General features: G+C 69.2%; 18 protein-coding genes. 11 read left to right on the top strand and 7 right to left on the bottom strand.

From position 1 onward, the window contains the following. Positions 1-29 precede the first annotated feature (29 nt). Positions 30-740 (top strand): PIG-L deacetylase family protein, encoded by a 711-nt coding sequence (locus BSP109_RS01655; protein ID WP_101599178.1) that lies wholly within the window; start codon positions 30-32, stop codon positions 738-740. Between the two features lie 47 nt (positions 741-787). Further along, a complete protein-coding gene (locus tag BSP109_RS01650) occupies positions 788-2,125 on the top strand; it encodes a M20/M25/M40 family metallo-hydrolase (protein ID WP_087006569.1) in 1,338 nt (445 codons plus the stop codon). On the opposite strand, the gene BSP109_RS01645 is transcribed toward BSP109_RS01650, so the two are convergent. Further along, positions 2,100-3,080, bottom strand: coding sequence for a DMT family transporter (locus BSP109_RS01645; protein ID WP_087006568.1), 981 nt, complete (start codon positions 3,078-3,080; stop codon positions 2,100-2,102). The two genes, BSP109_RS01650 and BSP109_RS01645, sit on opposite strands and share 26 nt — an antisense overlap. Before the next feature lie 33 nt (positions 3,081-3,113). On the opposite strand from BSP109_RS01645, the gene BSP109_RS01640 reads away from it, so the two are divergent. Then, positions 3,114-3,815: a histidine phosphatase family protein gene (locus tag BSP109_RS01640; protein WP_087006566.1), complete on the top strand. Its 702-nt coding sequence runs from the start codon at positions 3,114-3,116 to the stop codon at positions 3,813-3,815. Here BSP109_RS01640 and BSP109_RS01635 read toward each other — a convergent pair whose 3' ends face one another. Next, on the bottom strand, positions 3,816-4,658 hold the full coding sequence (locus BSP109_RS01635) for an undecaprenyl-diphosphate phosphatase (protein WP_087006564.1): 843 nt from the start codon (positions 4,656-4,658) through the stop codon (positions 3,816-3,818). 72 nt (positions 4,659-4,730) lie between these two features. Here BSP109_RS01635 and BSP109_RS01630 point away from each other — a divergent pair, with 72 nt between their 5' ends. Then, positions 4,731-5,648, top strand: a complete 918-nt coding sequence (locus tag BSP109_RS01630; protein ID WP_087006562.1) for an aldo/keto reductase — start codon at positions 4,731-4,733, stop codon at positions 5,646-5,648. A 21-nt stretch (positions 5,649-5,669) separates the two neighbouring features. On the opposite strand, the gene BSP109_RS01625 is transcribed toward BSP109_RS01630, so the two are convergent. Continuing rightward, a complete protein-coding gene (locus BSP109_RS01625; RefSeq protein ID WP_101599177.1) occupies positions 5,670-6,044 on the bottom strand; it encodes a hypothetical protein in 375 nt (124 codons plus the stop codon). Between the two features lie 66 nt (positions 6,045-6,110). On the opposite strand from BSP109_RS01625, the gene BSP109_RS01620 reads away from it, so the two are divergent. The 3 genes from BSP109_RS01620 (at position 6,111) to mshC (ending at position 8,846) form a co-directional block, all read left to right on the top strand. Further along, positions 6,111-6,677 carry a DUF3090 domain-containing protein gene (locus BSP109_RS01620; RefSeq protein ID WP_101599176.1) on the top strand — a complete coding sequence of 189 codons (567 nt, stop codon included), beginning with the start codon at positions 6,111-6,113 and terminating at the stop codon, positions 6,675-6,677. An 8-nt stretch (positions 6,678-6,685) separates the two neighbouring features. Beyond that, the gene (locus tag BSP109_RS01615) at positions 6,686-7,498 is read left to right on the top strand and encodes an SCO1664 family protein (RefSeq protein ID WP_087006555.1); all 813 of its coding nucleotides are present in this window, start codon (positions 6,686-6,688) and stop codon (positions 7,496-7,498) included. A gap of 109 nt (positions 7,499-7,607) precedes the next feature. Then, positions 7,608-8,846: a cysteine--1-D-myo-inosityl 2-amino-2-deoxy-alpha-D-glucopyranoside ligase gene (gene mshC / locus BSP109_RS01610; protein ID WP_101599252.1), complete on the top strand. Its 1,239-nt coding sequence runs from the start codon at positions 7,608-7,610 to the stop codon at positions 8,844-8,846. A 40-nt stretch (positions 8,847-8,886) separates the two neighbouring features. Here mshC and BSP109_RS01605 read toward each other — a convergent pair whose 3' ends face one another. From BSP109_RS01605 to BSP109_RS01595, 3 genes are all read right to left on the bottom strand, one after another. Further along, positions 8,887-9,717, bottom strand: a complete 831-nt coding sequence (locus tag BSP109_RS01605; protein ID WP_180959590.1) for a PAC2 family protein — start codon at positions 9,715-9,717, stop codon at positions 8,887-8,889. A gap of 81 nt (positions 9,718-9,798) precedes the next feature. Continuing rightward, positions 9,799-10,416: a TetR/AcrR family transcriptional regulator gene (locus tag BSP109_RS01600; RefSeq protein ID WP_180959589.1), complete on the bottom strand. Its 618-nt coding sequence runs from the start codon at positions 10,414-10,416 to the stop codon at positions 9,799-9,801. A gap of 124 nt (positions 10,417-10,540) precedes the next feature. Then, positions 10,541-11,011, bottom strand: a complete 471-nt coding sequence (locus tag BSP109_RS01595; RefSeq protein WP_101599173.1) for a hotdog fold domain-containing protein — start codon at positions 11,009-11,011, stop codon at positions 10,541-10,543. 220 nt (positions 11,012-11,231) lie between these two features. Here BSP109_RS01595 and BSP109_RS01590 point away from each other — a divergent pair, with 220 nt between their 5' ends. Next, complete coding sequence (locus tag BSP109_RS01590) at positions 11,232-11,933, top strand: HAD family phosphatase (protein WP_256970267.1); 702 nt, start codon at positions 11,232-11,234, stop codon at positions 11,931-11,933. On the opposite strand, the gene BSP109_RS01585 is transcribed toward BSP109_RS01590, so the two are convergent. Then, complete coding sequence (locus tag BSP109_RS01585) at positions 11,911-12,723, bottom strand: PD-(D/E)XK nuclease family protein (RefSeq protein WP_101599172.1); 813 nt, start codon at positions 12,721-12,723, stop codon at positions 11,911-11,913. The genes BSP109_RS01590 and BSP109_RS01585 overlap by 23 nt on opposite strands. Positions 12,724-12,751: 28 nt before the next feature. Here BSP109_RS01585 and BSP109_RS01580 point away from each other — a divergent pair, with 28 nt between their 5' ends. The 3 genes from BSP109_RS01580 to arc are packed head-to-tail and all read left to right on the top strand — an operon-like array spanning position 12,752 to position 16,662. Then, positions 12,752-13,909 carry a site-2 protease family protein gene (locus BSP109_RS01580; RefSeq protein ID WP_087006548.1) on the top strand — a complete coding sequence of 386 codons (1,158 nt, stop codon included), beginning with the start codon at positions 12,752-12,754 and terminating at the stop codon, positions 13,907-13,909. A gap of 49 nt (positions 13,910-13,958) precedes the next feature. Further along, positions 13,959-15,074, top strand: coding sequence for a tRNA (adenine-N1)-methyltransferase (locus BSP109_RS01575; RefSeq protein ID WP_087006546.1), 1,116 nt, complete (start codon positions 13,959-13,961; stop codon positions 15,072-15,074). Beyond that, positions 15,055-16,662, top strand: coding sequence for a proteasome ATPase (arc, locus tag BSP109_RS01570; protein WP_087006544.1), 1,608 nt, complete (start codon positions 15,055-15,057; stop codon positions 16,660-16,662). The genes BSP109_RS01575 and arc overlap by 20 nt, the downstream gene beginning before the upstream one ends.

Here is a 16,662-nt window from a genome sequence, read left to right as displayed (position 1 = left end):
TGGACAGTGTTCTACATGGAGGTGAACTCATGACGGACGCCCAGGTCGGGGCCCCGCTCCCCGACATGCCCGACGACTTCTCATCCGTGCTGGTGATCGTCGCGCACCCCGATGATCCCGAGTACGGGATCGGCTCCGCGGTCGCAGCCTGGACGCGCGCCGGGAAGCGGGTGGGCTATCTGCTCGCCAGCCGGGGCGAGGCCGGCATCGAGGGGCTGGACCCCGCAGAGTCCGCGATCGTCCGCACGAAGGAGCAGGAGGCCGCGTGCCGGGAGGTCGGCGTCACCTCACTCGTCTTCCCGGACGAGCCCGATGGGCGGATCCTCGCGACCCCTCAGCTGCGCACGAAGATCGCCCATGAGATCCGTCGCTTCCGACCGGAGCTCGTCGTGCTGCTGAACTTCCAGCCCACGCGGGGCGGACGGTTCTTCAATTCGGCCGACCACCGCAACCTCGGCCAGGCGGCGGTCGACGGCGTCGCAGACGCCGGCAACGAATGGATCGTGCCCGGCGCGCGCTACGACGGAGTCGCCCGCATCGTGGAGTTCGGTGCTGAGCCCACCCACCGTATCGACGTGACGGACGGGGTCGAGGCGGCGGTCGCCTCCCTCACGTGCCACCGGGAGTACCTGGCCGCGCTCTCCGACGAGCCCGTGGAGGAGCAGGCGCGTGCCCAGATCGACTCGACCCTCACCCATGAGGACGGGCGCGCCTACCTCGGGTTCCGCGTGTACGGCTGAGCGTCGACCTGAGCACCTGAGACCGCCCTGACGAAAGGACCTGTTCCATGACGCAGTCCCCTTCCACGCCCCAGCCCCACGATCCCTACGAGAGCGCCGTCGCAGAGACCACCCGGATCGCGCAGCGACTCATCCGGTTCGATACGCAGAACTGGGGCGAGGGGAAGGCGAACCCCGAGCTCGAGGCGACGGAGTGGATCGCGGCCCAGCTGGCCGAGGTCGGCCTCGAGTCCACCATCAGGGAGTCCGAGCCCGGTCGCGCGAGCCTCGTCGCTCGCATCCCGGGCACTGATCCGGACGCCGGAGCCCTCGTCGTCCACGGCCACACCGATGTGGTCCCGGCCGACGAGTCGGAGTGGTCCGTCGATCCGTTCGGCGGCGTCATCGAGGACGGGCTCCTGTGGGGCCGCGGCGCCGTGGACATGAAGAACATGGACGCGATGATCATCTCCAGCGTCCGCGACATGCTGCAGAAGGGGCTGCGTCCCCGACGTGACCTCATCATCGCCTTCTTCGCGGACGAGGAGGCCGGCGGGGGATACGGGGCCGGCTGGATGGTCGACAACCACCCGGAGCTGTTCTCAGGCGCGACCGAGGCGATCAGCGAGGTCGGCGGCTATTCGACGACCATCCGCGGACAGCGCGTCTACCTCGTGCAGACCGCGGAGAAGGGCCTCGCCTGGCTCCGCCTGCTCGCCCACGGCACCGCCGGCCACGGTTCGATGGTCAACGACGACAACCCGATCACCCGACTCGCAGGGGCGATCTCCCGGATCGGCGCGCATGAGTGGCCGGAGGACATGCCCCAGTCCACGCGGGACCTCCTCGAAGGGGTCTCGGAGATCACCGGCATCCCCTTCACAGCGGAGACGACCGAAGAGCTCATCAGCGAGCTCGGCACCGTGTCCCGGTTCGTGGGCCCCACGCTGCGCAACACCTCCAACCCGACCATCCTCCAGGCCGGGTACAAGCACAACGTCATCCCCGCGACGGCCCAGGCGTTCGTCGACTGCCGTGTGCTGCCGGGCCAGTTCGAGGACGTCATGCTGACGATCAAGGAGCTCGTGGGAGAGGGGATCGACGTGGAGCCCGTGACCGTGGGCGACGCCGTCGAATCCCCCTTCAGCGGTCGGCTGGTCGACACCATGAAGTCATGCCTGCTCGACGCGGATCCCGGCGCGATCGTGCTGCCGCACACGATGAGCGGGGGCACGGACAACAAGTCGCTCGCGCGCCTGGGGATCGTCGGGTACGGCTTCGCGCCCCTGCAGCTGACGGATGACCTGGACTTCGCAGCCATGTTCCACGGCAAGGACGAGCGCGTGGCGCTGTCCTCACTGGACTTCGGCACCCGCGTGCTCAGTCGGTTCCTGCTGGAGGCGTGACGACTGAGCGCCGCGGCGGCTCCGCCCGCCGCGGCCATGACGCGATGACCACGCCGATCAGCACGCACGTCATCGCGACGATCGTCGTGACGGTGATCGTGGCCCCCGGGTAGACGAGGTCCACGACCAGCGAGCTCAGCAGGTTCCCGAAGAGCGACGTCATCGACACGAGCAGCACCCCCAGGTGACTGACCGTCGTCGACGTCACGCCGATGAACACGACCCCGAGCGCTCCGCCGATCAGCAGCCACGCCTCACCGGGCATCTGCGGCAGCCGCTCGACACGCGTGCCGGCCGCCCACACGGCTGCGCTGCACACGAGCAGGAAGACGAAGCCCACCAGGAAGTTCACGGTCGTGGCGGTGATCGCTGAGCGCGACGACTCCCGGACCCTGCCGTTGAGCGCTGCCTGCACCGAGGTCAGGGTCCCCGCCAGCAGCGGCACCAGCGGTGCCCAGAGCGGGATGCCGCGTGAGAATCCACCCACCGACACCAGCACGACGCCCGCGAGCACGACGATCGTGCCGATGAGCCTCCGCGCCGACGGCGGTGTGCGACCGCCGGGCGGCAGCGATGTGTTGTCCACGACCAGTGCCCCCAGCAGCTGGCCGCACACGAACGACATCGTGAGGATGGAGACGCCGATGAGGGGCACGGTGAGAGCCTGCGCGAGCACGACCGTCGAACCGCCCAGTCCTCCGAGCAGCATCCACCAGCGCACGGAGCCGCCCCGCAGATCCGCGAGGAGACGGCCCGCACCCCTACGCGCTCTCGCCGATGCCGCGAGGACGAGGACCATGAGGAGGAGGCCGCCGAAGAAGCTGAGGGTCGCGGCGTAGACACCCGAGCCGATGACGCCGGCGAGCGATCCGTTCGCCCGCGACTGGATGGCCATGAGGAAGCCGGCGAGCGCTGTCGCGGCACCGGCGAGGAGGATCGTTCCGTCTACCCGCACCCGGTGACCGTATCACCGGCCTATCCTGGGGTGATGGAGATCATCCTGGTGCGCCACGGCGAATCGACCGCGAATGCGGGCGGAGTGCTGGCCGGACGCGACGATTCCGTCGAACTCACTGTCACGGGCCGCACTCAGGTGCGCGAGGCCCGCGACCTCATACCGGAGCTCACAGGCGACAGTCCTGCCGCGGTCTTCAGCTCGCCCATCCGGCGGTGCCTCATGACCGCGGACGAGCTCATGCGGCCAGACGGATCCGTGGACGCTTCTCGTGCTGATCCGCAGAGCGCGCCCGCTGCCCGCACGGTGCTCGAGGAGCTCTCCGAGGTCCACTACGGGGAGTGGACCGGCAGGAGGATCCGCGATCTTCTGAAGGAGCCGCTCTGGGAGACCGTGCGGTCCACTCCCAGCCGCGCCCGGTTCCCGGGAGGCGAATCGCTCGCCGAGGTCGCAGTGCGATCCCGCGCCGCGCTCGAGTCCGCGTGCGAACAGGCGCACGAGCGCGGCGCGAAGGCGGCGATCCTCGTATCCCACGGCGATGTCATCAAGATGATGCTGGCCCACGCACTCGGCATGGAGGTCGACAGCTTCCAGCGGATCGCGGTCGCTCCGGCATCGGTGTCTCGACTCGTCGTGGGGAAGACCGGGTCGGTCCCTCCCATGACGGTCACCATGCTCGGTGCGACGGCCCGGGGGCGGCGCGCACAGGCGCGCCGGCCGGGCGGCGGACGCTGATCAGAGCGGCTGCAGGACTCCGGTGCCCAGCAGGATGTAGATGAGGACACCGATGGCCACGCGGTACCAGACGAAGACGGCGAACGACTTCGTCTGGACGAACTTGAGGAAGCCGACGATCACGACGTATCCGACGACGAACGCCACGATTGTCGCCAGCGCGGTGGGGCCCCAGCCGAGCACCATCTCGTTGCCGGCCGACACCTCCGACAGGGACTTGTAGAGGCCGTAGAAGCCGGAACCCATGACTGCGGGCACCGCCAGCAGGAACGAGTAGCGCGCCGCCTCGGGGCGGGTGAAGCCCATGAAGCGACCCGCCATGATCGTGCCGCCGGACCGGGACACGCCCGGGATGAGTGCGAGCGCCTGGGCGAATCCGTAGCCGAGTCCCTGCCCCCAGGTCATCTTGTCGAGGGTCTGGACGCGCGGTCCGACCTTGTCCGCCACGCCCAGGATGAGGCCGAAGACGATGAGCATCGTCGCGGTGATCCACAGGCTGCGCAGGACGGAGTCGATCGCATCCTGGAAGAGGAGGCCGAGCACGACGATCGGCACCGAGCCGATGATGATCAGCCAGCCCATCCGGACCTTCGGGTCGCTGCGGGACTCACGGCCCACGAGCGATCGGCACCACGCGCCGATGATCGACGTGATGTCCTTCCAGAAGTAGACGATGACGGCGGTCTCCGTGCCGATCTGGATGATCGCAGTGAAGAACGCACCGGGATCCCGGCCGGGCAGCAGGAACTCGCCGATGATCCGCACGTGGGCGGACGACGAGACCGGCAGGAATTCGGTGAGGCCCTGGACGATGCCCAGGATCACGGCGATGATCCAATCCATGGAGGATCATGTCCTTTGCTTCGGGGGCGTGAACCACGTCAGGCTACCCCTCATCCGGTAGCCTTCGGAACTATGCATTCGAACCGGATGGGCAATACGGGCCTGCAGGTGTCCGATCTCTCACTGGGGACCTTCGAATGGGGTCGACGCGTCGACGAGGCGACCGCTCGGGAACTCCTCGACGCCTACGCCTCCGCGGGGGGCACGGCACTCGAGCTCCCCGCCTTCGACGCCCCCGCCGTGGGTCTCGTCACAGGCATGCGGATCCCGTCCCGCGTGCAGCTCCTCGCACGGGTGGGAGTGCGCGCGACCGAAGCGGGGGGACCGCCCCAGCTGCGGACCGGCCGCTCCGATCTCCTGACAGATGTGCGCACCCTGCTGGGTGCGCTCGATCGCGATCACCTCGATGTGCTGGTGCTCGACGCGTTCGACGACCAGATCCCGGTGGAGGAGTCCGCGTCCGTCCTGCGCACCCTGGTGGACGCGGGAGACGTCGGCTACGTGCTGCTGTCGCACCACTCCGCCTGGCAGCTGTCGCTGCGCGCCGCTGACTCCGGACTCCCGTTCGCCGGCGCGATCGCGGAGTACTCGCTCCTGCGGCGCGACGCCGAGGCCTCCCTGCGGCCCGCGCTCGACTACCTGGGGCTCGGGCTCATCGCCGGCGCGGGCCTCGGGCGCGGTGTCCTGTCCGGCCAGTACCTGCGGGGACTGCCGACGGGCAGCCGTGGTGCGGGGGACCTCGGCGGATACGTCGGTGAGCTGCTCGACGACGACACGACCGGTGTCGTCCAGGGAGTCGTGAAGGCTGCGACCGCGCTGGGAGTCGACCCGATCGACATCGCCCTCGCGTGGAACCGACGGTCGCTGTGCGCCTCGACGATCGTGTCGCCGCGTACACGCGCCCAGCTCGATCAGCTGCTCGCGTCCGATCTGGAGCTGGCGGATGAGATCAGCGAGGTCCTCGACCAGATCTCGGACCCCTGCAACTGAGCTGATCAGCCGCGACGGGGGTCAGCCGCGGCTGGAGTCGCCCGCACCCGCGGTGTCGCCCGGCGCCGTGTCCGTGTCGTCGGTGTCCACGTCGCCGTCGTACGCGTCATCGTCGTCGTAGTAGTCGTCGCCCTCGTCCTCATCGTCCGAGTCGTCCTCGTCGTAGTCGTCCCCGTCCTCGCGGTCGTCCTCGACGTCGTCGAAGAGCTCGAACGGAGTCACCTCCCCGTACGCGGAGTAGAGGGAGTCCTCGTAGATCTCGAAGGCGTCCGCGAGTGCCATGTAGGAGGCCTCGACGCGGGGATCGGTCTCCGATGTGCGGTGCGCCGACGCCGCGAAGTGCTCGCGGACGGCGGAGAGGAAGTCTTCGAGGGCAGCGCTCGGATCCGTGCTCATGCAGTCCACTCTAGCGCCACCGGAGGGTGTCGGACAGGGGTCGGCGTCCTCGTATAGCCTGGGCGTATGCCCGCCCACGCCTTCGAGCACCCCGCACCCGACCGCTTCGTCGCCGGGACCGTCGGCCTGCCCGGGGAGCGCACCTTCTACCTGCAGGCGTCCTCGGACGGCGCAGTCCACTCCGTCATGCTGGAGAAGGAGCAGGTGGAGATCCTCGCGGAGAGGGTCGACGAGCTGCTCGACCTGGTGCGCTCGCGCTCCGACGACGCGCACGGCGTCCCCGCGGCCCCGGTTCCGGAGCTCGAGGACAACGGCGGCCTCGTGACCCCGGTCGATGCGGAGTTCCGGGTCGGCACGATGAGTCTGGGGTGGGACACGGAGGACCATCGCCTCATCATCGAGTGCTTCGAGCTCACCCGTGCGGATGCAGAGGCGGGAGCGAGCTCCGAGCCCGGTGCCGACGGCGAGGAGCGGTCGGTGCTGCGCATCCGCCTCACCGGTCCCCAGGCCCGCGAATTCGCCCGCCGGGGCGTGCAGGTCGTCACCTCCGGTCGGGGTGAGTGCCCTCTCTGCCATCAGGCGCTGGACCCCTCCGGTCACGTGTGCCCGCGCCTCAACGGGGTGGCTCGCTGAGCAGCGCGATGTGCCGACTGCTGTCCACCGGGACCGTCCGTCCCCTGGGCAGGATGAGGGGTGCCAGCAACGAGACGCTGCTGGCGACCGTCACCGGAGCAGTCGCCTCCGACGAACCGCAGCGCACCGTCCGCGCCGTGCTGAAGACCCGTGCGGGGGAGCGGCCGCTCCATGATTTCCCCACCGGCACGCTGTCGCTGCGTGAGGTCGCGGCTCACCGCTTGTCGGCCCACCTCGGCCTCGACGTGGTGCCGCCGACCGTCTGGCGGGACGACATCGGCGCGGGCGCCTCCCTCCAGGTCTATGTGGAATCGGATCCGACGGCCCGGGAGCCGGTGGTGCTCGTGGCCGAGGACGCCGTGGACGACGGCCTGGCCCCCGTCCTGCGCGCGGTGCTGAGCGACGGCACCGACGTGGTGCTCGCCCACGAGCTCACGCCCGACGTCCGCGCGCTGGCCCTCTTCGACGTCCTCATCAACAATGCGGACCGCAAGGGCGGTCACGTCCTGTGCGGGGCCTGGGAGTTCACGGACGGCGCGCCTCCACGGGTCGCGCTCCACGCGATCGACAACGGGCTCTCGTTCCACGCGGAGCCGAAGCTGCGCACGGTCCTCTGGGGCTTCGCCGGATCACCGCTGACCGCGCAGGAGCGCGCACTGATCGAGCGCGTCCGGGACGACGACCTGGTCCCCGTGCTGGGAGACGTGCTCGCGGCAGCGGAGATCGATGCACTGACCGAGCGCGCGACGGCGCTCCTCCGGAACGGGATCCTCCCGCTCCCCGACGCCGATCGCAGCCTGGTGCCCTGGCCGCCCCTGTGACGGTCCGCTGTGGCTCGGCGCACAGGTTCCGCTGAGACGCCCATCGCACGCCGGGAGACTCGTGTGCGTCGAGTTCGCGTTGCACGCGGCGAAGTGCCATGCTGGGCGCGTGAAGTCCTGGTCATCCCCTGAAATCCCCTCTGTCTCCGGCCGCGGGAAGCGCCCGACCGTGTTCTGCACCTCGCATCGCGGTCCGGCCGACACCCCGCGCAAGCTCAAGGAGGCGCGTCTCTACGTCTGCGGCATCACGCCGTACGATGCGACGCACCTGGGTCATGCCGCCACCTACGTCGCCTTCGACGTGCTCCTGCGCACGTGGAACGACGCCGGGGTGGACGTGACGTACGCGCAGAACATCACCGACGTCGACGATCCGCTGCTCGAGCGGGCGGACGCCATCGGGATGGACTGGCGCGAACTCGCGGAGTCGCAGATCGACCTCTTCCGGTCTGATATGGAGCTCCTGCGCGTCATCCCCCCGGACGCCTACATCGGAGCCGTCGAATCCGTCGACCGCGTGGTCGAGGCGGTCACCCGCCTGCTCGACAAGGGCGCCGCCTACACATTGGACAGCGGCGACGTGTACTACCGGGTCGGCACTCGCATCGACCCCCCGTTCGGCTCCACGTCCCACCTCGAACGGCACGAGATGCTCGAGCTCTTCGCGGAGCGCGGCGGCGATCCGGAGACCCCCGGCAAGGAGGACCCGCTCGACCCCCTGCTGTGGCGTGCCGAGCGCGAAGGGGAGCCCGCCTGGGACGGCGGCCGCCTGGGATCGGGCAGGCCCGGCTGGCACATCGAATGCGCCGTCATCGCCCAGGAGCACGCGGGCCTTCCGCTCACCGTGCAGGGCGGCGGATCCGATCTCGCCTTCCCGCATCACGAGATGTGCGCGGCCCACGCCACGGCGCTGACCGGCCACAACTTCGCGAAGGCCTACATGCACGTCGGCATGGTCGGGTACGAGGGCGAGAAGATGTCGAAGTCGAAGGGCAATCTGGTCCTCGTCTCGAAGCTCGTCGAGCAGGGAGAGGATCCCATGGCGATCCGTGCGCTCCTGCTCGCGCACCACTACCGCAGCGACTGGATGTACACCGACGCGCTCCTCTCCGACTCCCGTGAGCGGCTCGCCGAATGGCGCGCTGCCGCTCGCAGCGGGACGACCATGGATGCGGCGGAGGAGATCCTCAAGGACATGCGGCAGAACCTCGGCGACGACCTCGACACGCCGGCGGTCCTCGAGACGCTCGATGAGTGGGCCGACTCCGTGGGTGACGACGGCACCGCCGCAGGCACCGCACTGGTGGTCGACGCAGTCGACGCACTGCTCGGCATCGACCTGCGCTGACGCTGCACCGGCTGACGCGGATCCGCCCGGCTCAGGGGCCTCAGCCGTCTCCGCGACGGTGGAGGTACCGCTCGAATTCCCGGGCGATCGCGTCTCCGCTCGCCTCGGGCAGATCAGCGGTGTCCGTCATGCTCTCCAGCCGGTGGATGTAGGCCGCGAGGTCGTCGTCCGCGGCGACGGCGGCCTCGGCCTCCATCTCCCACTCGCGGGTGCTGTCCACGAGGTCTCCCTGGTCGAGGACCAGCCCCGTCAGCTCTTCGAAGGTGCCCTGGAGCGCCAGCTGCGCCTTCGGGGAGGGGACGCCCGCGACATATCCCGGCACGGCGGCCCACAGCGACAGGGCCGGGTGGCCTGAGGCCGACAGTTCGTGGGCGAGCACTCCGATGATGCCCGTGGGACCCTCATACTCCGTGCGGATCGCGTCCACGTGCGGGAAGGCGTCCGGCTGATCGGTCGTGACAGTGACGGGGATCGGACGGGAATGGACCGTGTCCGCGAGCAGCGCGCCCACGAGCACGACCGCATCGCCGTCGGAGACCCGATCGACGATGAGGGAGGCGAAGCGCTGCCAGAGGAATGCGGGCTCGTCGCCCACGATGACCTCGAGCGGGATGCCCGTGCCGGGGACCGTGCCGGTATGGATCTCTGTGCCCGGCCAGTCGATGCGGGCGCTGCCGTCGTCGCCGCGGACGATGTGCGGCCGCGCCGTCTGGAAGTCGTAGAACTCCTCGCCGCCGATCATCCCGGTCCGGGTGAGATTCGTCTGCCTGATGAGGTCCTTCGCGAACCTCGAGGCGGATTCCGCAGCGTCGTTCCACCCCTCGAAGGCGATGACGACGAGGCGGGAACCCGGGGCCGGCAGGTAGTCCATGCACCCACAGTACGCGCTCGGGCACCGCTCGACGGGGCGGGGCGACATGAGCACTCCCGCACGCGGCGGTGAGAGAGCATGTCACGTCGTCGTGAGAGGAGGCTCCGCACTCGTGATGCCACGCACTGCGTGAGCCAGGGCGTGCTGCGACAGCCGGTCGGTCACGCGGTTGCTGCTGAGCAGCAGCCTCCCGGGGAGCTCCACGAGACAGAGTCTGATGAGGAGGACCGCATCGCGGTCTGTGCGATTCCAGAGGTTCTCGGCGAGGTCGAGGATGAGCTGTCCGAGCACCGTCCGCAGTCGGTCGACGTTGGAGCGCTCCCGGGGTCCGAGCTCGCTGTTGATGAGGTCCTTGACTTCAGCGGCGAGCAGGAGCCGCGATGCCTCTTCGTGGGTCTCGGCATATCGCGCGGGGGCCAGTGCGGCGGTGATGACGGCATCGGCCGGGCTGGCGGTCGCAAGGGACTCATCGACCAGGGTGCGCTGGAAGTCGAGGAAGGCGTCGGCCTCGCGCACCCAGACCCGGGCGAGGAGGTTCGCCCTCGACCCGAAAGCGTTGTAGATCGCGCCGTTGCCGGCTCCGGAGCGGTCACTGAGCGCACGCATGGTCAGCCCAGCGGCTCCCTTCTCAACCCAGAGCGCGCTGGCGTGGTCGAGCAGGGAGTCGAGGTCGTGCTGACGGGGGCGTCCTCGGACCACTCTCAATCCTCTCGACACTGGAGTGCCCCAACCGGAGCCGCGTACATCGTCTGCTTGATGTGTCGGCTGGGACAAGCCTCTTGCTCCTGTGTTCGCGGCGTCGGTCGTGATGGGCATGGTGTCGCTACTTCGGGGAGATCCACATGGTGATGTCGGCGTGAACGACGACGGTCGAGGACCGGTCGGTGATGTCGACGTTGACGATGACTTCGCGAGCTTCATCGTCAGCGATGGCGGAGAGATCCTCGACAGTCGCGACGCCGGTGAGTTCGCCCTTCGCCTTCTTCAGGTAAGCGACGCTCATGCCCTTGGGGATCCAACGATGACTGTCGGGCAGTGAGATGTCGAGCGTAGTGCCCGCCACCAGTTCGGCGAGGTTGCAGCAAGCGATGGCGTGGACGGTGCCGATGTGATTGCGGACAGCCCAACGGTCGAACATCTTCACTTCGCCGCGACCGGGCTCCAGGCTCACGAACCGTGGCCTGATGGTGCGGAAGTACGGCGCTTTCAACGTCACGGCAGTCCCGAAGATCCGGTGGCCGAGAGGGACCTCCTTCAACCTTCCGTACGCGCGCTTGATGGCTGACTCAGACATGCACTCTCCTGGCGTCGGTGTGCGTACGAGAATATCGGAACGCGCGCTCCAAAACCAGGCGGGCCGGTCCGTCCGACAGGTGACCGCACGTTCAGCGAACGCCCTCATCCACCTCACTCCGGCCGCCTGGGGTTCGCCTTGAGGAGGACGGGGGCCGGACGCTATCGTTCGAGAGTGGTCCGGTGCACAGGACGGTGCATGGAATTCTTCGGAGGACAGTGTGAGTACCGAACTTTCGAGTGTTTGTGCAGTTCAGGAGCATGAGTATCCGAAGCGAGAGTTCAAGGCCGTCCTCTGGGACATGGACGGCACTCTCGTCGACACGGAACCGTACTGGATGCGCGCTGAGATCGAGCTCATGGACCGGCACGGCCTCCACTGGGACGAGACCCTGGGCGAGCTCATGGTCGGGAACACCCTGCTGCGCAGTGCGGAGATCCTGGGGGAGCACGGGCTGCCTCTGCCGCCCGAGCAGACGGTGGAGATCCTGCTGGACGGCGTCGTCGCCCAGGTGCGGGAGCACGTGCCCTTCCGTCCGGGAGCCCTCGAGCTCCTGGCGGACCTGCGTGCCCACGACGTGCCGTGCGCGCTCGTCACGATGTCCTACCGCAGGCTCGCCGAGGCGGTCGTCGCCGCGTGCGCACCCGGCACCTTCACCGCGCTCATCACCGGCGACGAGGTGTCTGCCGGCAAACCCGATCCGGAGCCGTACCTCGTGGGCGCGGAGGCGGTCGGGCTGCCGCCGAGCGCGTGCGCGGCGCTCGAGGATTCGCTGCCGGGACTGCGGTCCGCAGTCGCCGCCGGGACGCGGGCGGTGGGCATCCCGCACATCGTGCCGCTGCCGCGGCTCGACGGCGCCGTGCTCGTCGAGTCCCTCGCGGGGATGACGACGGAGGGCCTCAGCGACCTGCTATCGCGGTGATCTCCGGCGTGGGCGGGGGAGTCCCGCCCCAGGCGGGGCAGATCGGCTTGAAGTGGCACCAGCCGCACAGCGGAGTGCGCCGCGGCCGCCACTCGTCGGCCTCGGCCGCGCGGGCGATCGACTCCCAGAGCTCCAGGATCTCCATCTCCGTCCGCTCGATGTCTCCTGCGGTCGGACGCTTCGCGACGGTCGTACGGCTGCCCAGATAGAAGAGCTGCAGGGTGTGGACGAGCTCGCGCCTGCTCAGCCAGTGCACGAGCGCGTAGAACCTCATCTGGAAGTCGGCCTCGCTGCTGTACTGCGGCTTGGGCTGCTTGCCGGTCTTGTAGTCGACCAGGCGCACCTGTCCGCCCGGCGCACGGTCCGTGCGGTCGACGAAGCCGCGCAGCAGCAGACCGCTGCTCATGGGCGCGGAGACGAACTCCTCGCGTGCTTCCGGCTCCAACCTGTCCGGCATCTCGAGCGCGAAGTAGGCCTCCAGGAGTCCGCGTGCCTGCTCCTGCAGACGGACGATCTGGTCAGGGCCGGGGAACAGCTCCTCCACGGTCTGGGGATCCTTGGCGCGCAGTGCCTCGAGGGCGGGCGCGATCCCGTCGACCGCGCGCTCGATCGTGCGCTCCGGGGCCGAGGCGTCGAACAGCCGCTCGAGCACGGAATGGACCAGCGTGCCGCGGAAGGCCGCCTCCGAGGGCGGTTCCGGCAGCTTGTCGATCGTCCGCAGGCGGAACTTCAGCGGACACTGCACGAAGTCGTTGGCGCGTGAGGGTGACAGTGCGAGCAGTTCGGCCATGGGGCAACCGTACCCGTACGATGGTGCGGTGCCAGAACAGACCGCATCCGCAGACGCCCATGCGCCCGGCGCCTCCGGAGGACTCCGGCTCGGCACGGTGCTCGGCGCCCCCGTCCAGCTCGCGTGGTCGTGGTTCATCGCCGCCGGTGCGATCGCTCTCCTCTTCTCTCCCTGGATCTCACGCGTCCGCCCAGACCTCGGCCCGGGTGCGTACGTCATCGGCCTCGTCTTCGCCGTCGTGCTCTTCGGGTCCGTCTTCCTCCACGAGCTCGCCCATGCCGTAGCGGGCCGTGTGGCCGGCTACCGCGTCGCGGCGATCGAGCTCAACGTCTGGGGCGGCTTCACCCGGTTCGAGCCCCGTGAGGCGCCGGATTCTCCGCGGGCCGCGTGGACGAGCTTCTTCATCTCCGTCGTCGGGCCGGTCGTGAACCTCGCGCTGGGCGGGATCGGCTGGCTCCTCCTCGACTCCGTCGGCCGCGGCAGCGTCACCTGGCTGCTGCTGTTCGGCTTCGTGTTCGCGAACCTCGCCCTGGGCGCGGTCAACCTGCTCCCGGGCATCCCCCTGGACGGCGGCTGGGCGCTGCAGGCCGTGTTCTGGCGGATCACCGGAAGTCCCTACATGGGGACGATCCTCGCGGCCTGGGCCGGACGCATCATCGCGCTCGGGTTCGTGGGGCTGGCGATCCTGCAGCCGCTGCTGGTCGGCGGACGACCCGACCTCGTGACCGTCATGTGGACGACGGCGATCGCCGTGATGATCTGGGTGTCTGCCGCGGACGCCGCCAAGAACGCGACGCGGGCGCGCCGCGTGGAGACCTTCGACATGCGCCTCGTCATCCAGCCCGCGGTCGCCGCATCCTGGTCTGCACCGGTCACCGAAGCACTCGAGTACGCGGATCCCGGCACGGGCAGGCGTCCCCTCATCGTGGTCCTCGATCGGTCCGGCATCCCGTACGGGCTCGTCGACCGCAGCTCGGCGCAGGATGCGCCGGGCTCCGCCCTGGTCCACGAGCACGTGCGCCCCCTCGGACCGTGGATCGGCGCCCCTCGCGACATCACCGCTCCGCACCTGCTCGAGTCCCTCACGCACCGCCCCAAGGCGACGCACTGCCTCGTCCTCGACGGTGACTCGCTGGTGGGCTTCATCGACCTGCAGGAGTTCTTCGACGAGCTGCTCGACCATTGAGCGCTCACACCCTGCCCGCACGGCGGTGACGCCGACTAGAGTGGAGGCGATGAACACGACCTCCCACGACCCGGCTCCCACCGGCTCGCGCGTTCTGCGCGGACCGTTCCGACCCGGCGACAAAGTGCAGCTCACGGACCCCCGCGGCAGGCTCAACACCATCGTCCTGGCGCCCGGGGACCAGTTCCACACCCACAAGGGGTGGATCGAGCACGACGACCTGCTCGGCAGACCCGCCGGTGTGACGGTGCACAGCACCGCCGGTGTCGAGTTCCAGGCGATGCGCCCCGGCTACGAGGACTTCGTGCTGTCGATGCCGCGCGGCGCCGCTGTCATCTACCCGAAGGACGCGGCCCTCATCACCACGATGGGGGATGTCTTCCCTGGCTCCGTCGTCGTCGAGGCGGGGGTGGGCTCCGGCGCGCTCACCCTCGCGCTGCTGCGCGCGGTCGGCGACCACGGTCGCGTCCTGTCCTTCGAGCGCCGTCAGGAGTTCGCAGACATCGCCTCCGGCAACATCGCGGACTTCTTCGGCAGCCCCCACCCCGCATGGTCGTGCACGGTGGGCGACCTCGCAGAGGAGCTGCCGCGGGCGCTGGAGGCCGGCGAGGCCGACCGCGTGGTCCTCGACATGCTCGCCCCCTGGGAATGCGTCGACGTCGCAGCCGACGCGCTCACCGCGGGCGGGATGCTCATCGTCTACGTCGCCACCGCCTCGCAGCTGTCGCGCACCGCGGAGGCCGTGCGGAGCACGAACCGCTTCGCGGAGCCCCGGGCACTCGAATCGATGGTCCGCGACTGGCACCTTGAGGGCCTCGCGGTCCGTCCCGAGCATCGGATGATCGGACACACCGGATTCCTGCTCTTCGCCCGGAGGATGGATGAGGGCGTCGAACCGCTCGAGAGGTCGCGCAGGCCGCAGGGCAGCACACCCGACGAAGAGGACCTCGACGCCTGGTTCGAACCGGAGATCACCGAGTCGGCCATCGGCCAGCGGACAGCGCCGCCCAAGCGCCTGCGCAAGCTCGGGCGCGCCGCCGGCTCGCGCGCCAGGGTGGAGGCTGCACAGGACGGCGCAGCCACGGACGAGGCAGCCACAGAGGGCGCAGTCACAGGCGAGGCAGTCCCACAGGAGGAGGTCACGGATGACACACGAGAAGACTGACGGCACGACCGACGAGGCGGTGAAGCTGCGTCGGGAGAACTCGATGATGCGCCAGCAGCTCTTCGCAGCGGGCAAGCGCAACGAGACCCTCACCTCGACGCTGCGCACCGCGAAGGACGAGCTGACCCGCATCAAGTCCGAGGTCGCGTCACTGTCCGAGCCCCCGAACACCTATGGGACGGTCGTCGACGCCCCGCAGGGGACGGGGGAGCGCAGGACGGTCGACGTCCTCGCGTCCGGTCGCCGGATGCGCCTCGCGGTCGCACCCGACCTCTCCGACGACGTGCTCGCACCCGGTGCGGACGTGCGGCTGTCCGAGGGCCTCGTCGTCCTCGCACTCGCCGAGGGCCGGGGCGTCGGGGACGTCGCGCCCGTCCGCGAGGTCATGCCCGACGGCGACCGCGTCATCATCGGGGGGCCGAACGACGACGAGCTCGTCTGCCGCCTGTCGGCGCAGCTGCGGGAGCACGGTGTGCGCGTGGGCGACCACGTGCTCGTCGACCGGCGGACGCAGTTCGCGCTGGAGACCATCGAGAAGCCCGAGGTGCAGACGCTCCTCCTCGAAGAGGTGCCGGACATCTCGTACGAGGACGTCGGCGGACTCGCGGCGCAGATCAGCCAGATCCAGGACTCGGTGGAGATGCCGTTCGAGAATCCGGAGCTGTTCGCAGAGCACGAGCTCAAGCCGCCCAAGGGCATCCTCCTGTACGGCCCTCCCGGCTGCGGCAAGACGCTCATCGCGAAGGCGGTCGCGAACTCGCTGTCGGCACGCCGGACCGACAGCGCATCGAAGAGCTACTTCATCAACGTGAAGGGCCCGGAGCTGCTCGACAAGTACGTGGGCGAGACGGAGCGCCAGCTGCGCATCATCTTCTCCCGCGCCCGGGAGAAGGCGACGGCGGGCTCACCCGTCGTGGTGTTCTTCGACGAGATGGAATCGCTCTTCCGCACGCGCGGCACCGGCAAGTCCTCCGACGTGGAGACCACGATCGTGCCGCAGCTGCTCGCGGAGATCGACGGCGTGGAGTCCCTGGAGAACGTCATCGTTATCGGTGCGTCCAACCGTGAGGACCTCATCGATCCGGCAATCCTGCGGCCTGGCCGACTCGACGTGAAGATCCGGATCGAGCGTCCCGATGCGGACGCCGCCCGGGACATCTTCTCGAAGTATGTGACCGATCGGCTGCCCCTGCACGAGTCGCTCGCGCAGGACGGCGTCGCCGCCCTCATCGACCGGTGCGTCGACCGGATGTTCACCCGGTCGCGCGCGAACGAGTTCGTCGAGGTGACGTATGCGGACGGACGCAGGGAAGTGCTCTTCTTCGCGGACTTCGCATCCGGCGCCATGATCCACAACGTCGTCGACCGCGCCAAGAAGCACGCCATCAAGTCGGTGCTGTCCGGCGAGGGGCGCGGAATGCGGTGGAAGCACTTCGACCAGGCGATCGAGGAGGAGTTCGGTGAGCACGAGGACCTGCCGAACACGACGAATCCCGACGAGTGGGCGCGGATCAGCGGACGCAGGGGCGAGCGGATCACGCACCTGCGGCTGATCCACACGGGTCAGCAGACGCCGACGCCCGTGTGA

This window comes from Brevibacterium sp. Mu109 (assembly GCF_900169375.1).
Lineage (GTDB): Bacteria > Actinomycetota > Actinomycetes > Actinomycetales > Brevibacteriaceae > Brevibacterium > Brevibacterium yomogidense_A.
The sequence above is the reverse complement of the archived record's forward strand: the minus strand, read 5'-3'. Positions and strand labels throughout refer to the sequence as shown.

Excerpts from the sequence above, each read along its gene's own strand:
- BSP109_RS01655 (WP_101599178.1), top strand. The coding sequence starts at position 30 with ATGACGGACGCCCAGGTCGGGGCCCCGCTCCCCGACATGCCCGACGAC.
- BSP109_RS01650 (WP_087006569.1), top strand. The coding sequence starts at position 788 with ATGACGCAGTCCCCTTCCACGCCCCAGCCCCACGATCCCTACGAGAGC.
- BSP109_RS01640 (WP_087006566.1), top strand. The coding sequence starts at position 3,114 with ATGGAGATCATCCTGGTGCGCCACGGCGAATCGACCGCGAATGCGGGC.
- BSP109_RS01635 (WP_087006564.1), bottom strand. The coding sequence starts at position 4,658 with ATGGATTGGATCATCGCCGTGATCCTGGGCATCGTCCAGGGCCTCACC.
- BSP109_RS01630 (WP_087006562.1), top strand. The coding sequence starts at position 4,731 with ATGCATTCGAACCGGATGGGCAATACGGGCCTGCAGGTGTCCGATCTC.
- BSP109_RS01625 (WP_101599177.1), bottom strand. The coding sequence starts at position 6,044 with ATGAGCACGGATCCGAGCGCTGCCCTCGAAGACTTCCTCTCCGCCGTC.
- BSP109_RS01620 (WP_101599176.1), top strand. The coding sequence starts at position 6,111 with ATGCCCGCCCACGCCTTCGAGCACCCCGCACCCGACCGCTTCGTCGCC.
- BSP109_RS01615 (WP_087006555.1), top strand. The coding sequence starts at position 6,686 with ATGTGCCGACTGCTGTCCACCGGGACCGTCCGTCCCCTGGGCAGGATG.
- BSP109_RS01605 (WP_180959590.1), bottom strand. The coding sequence starts at position 9,717 with ATGGACTACCTGCCGGCCCCGGGTTCCCGCCTCGTCGTCATCGCCTTC.
- BSP109_RS01595 (WP_101599173.1), bottom strand. The coding sequence starts at position 11,011 with ATGTCTGAGTCAGCCATCAAGCGCGCGTACGGAAGGTTGAAGGAGGTC.
- BSP109_RS01585 (WP_101599172.1), bottom strand. The coding sequence starts at position 12,723 with ATGGCCGAACTGCTCGCACTGTCACCCTCACGCGCCAACGACTTCGTG.
- BSP109_RS01575 (WP_087006546.1), top strand. The coding sequence starts at position 13,959 with ATGAACACGACCTCCCACGACCCGGCTCCCACCGGCTCGCGCGTTCTG.
- arc (WP_087006544.1), top strand. The coding sequence starts at position 15,055 with ATGACACACGAGAAGACTGACGGCACGACCGACGAGGCGGTGAAGCTG.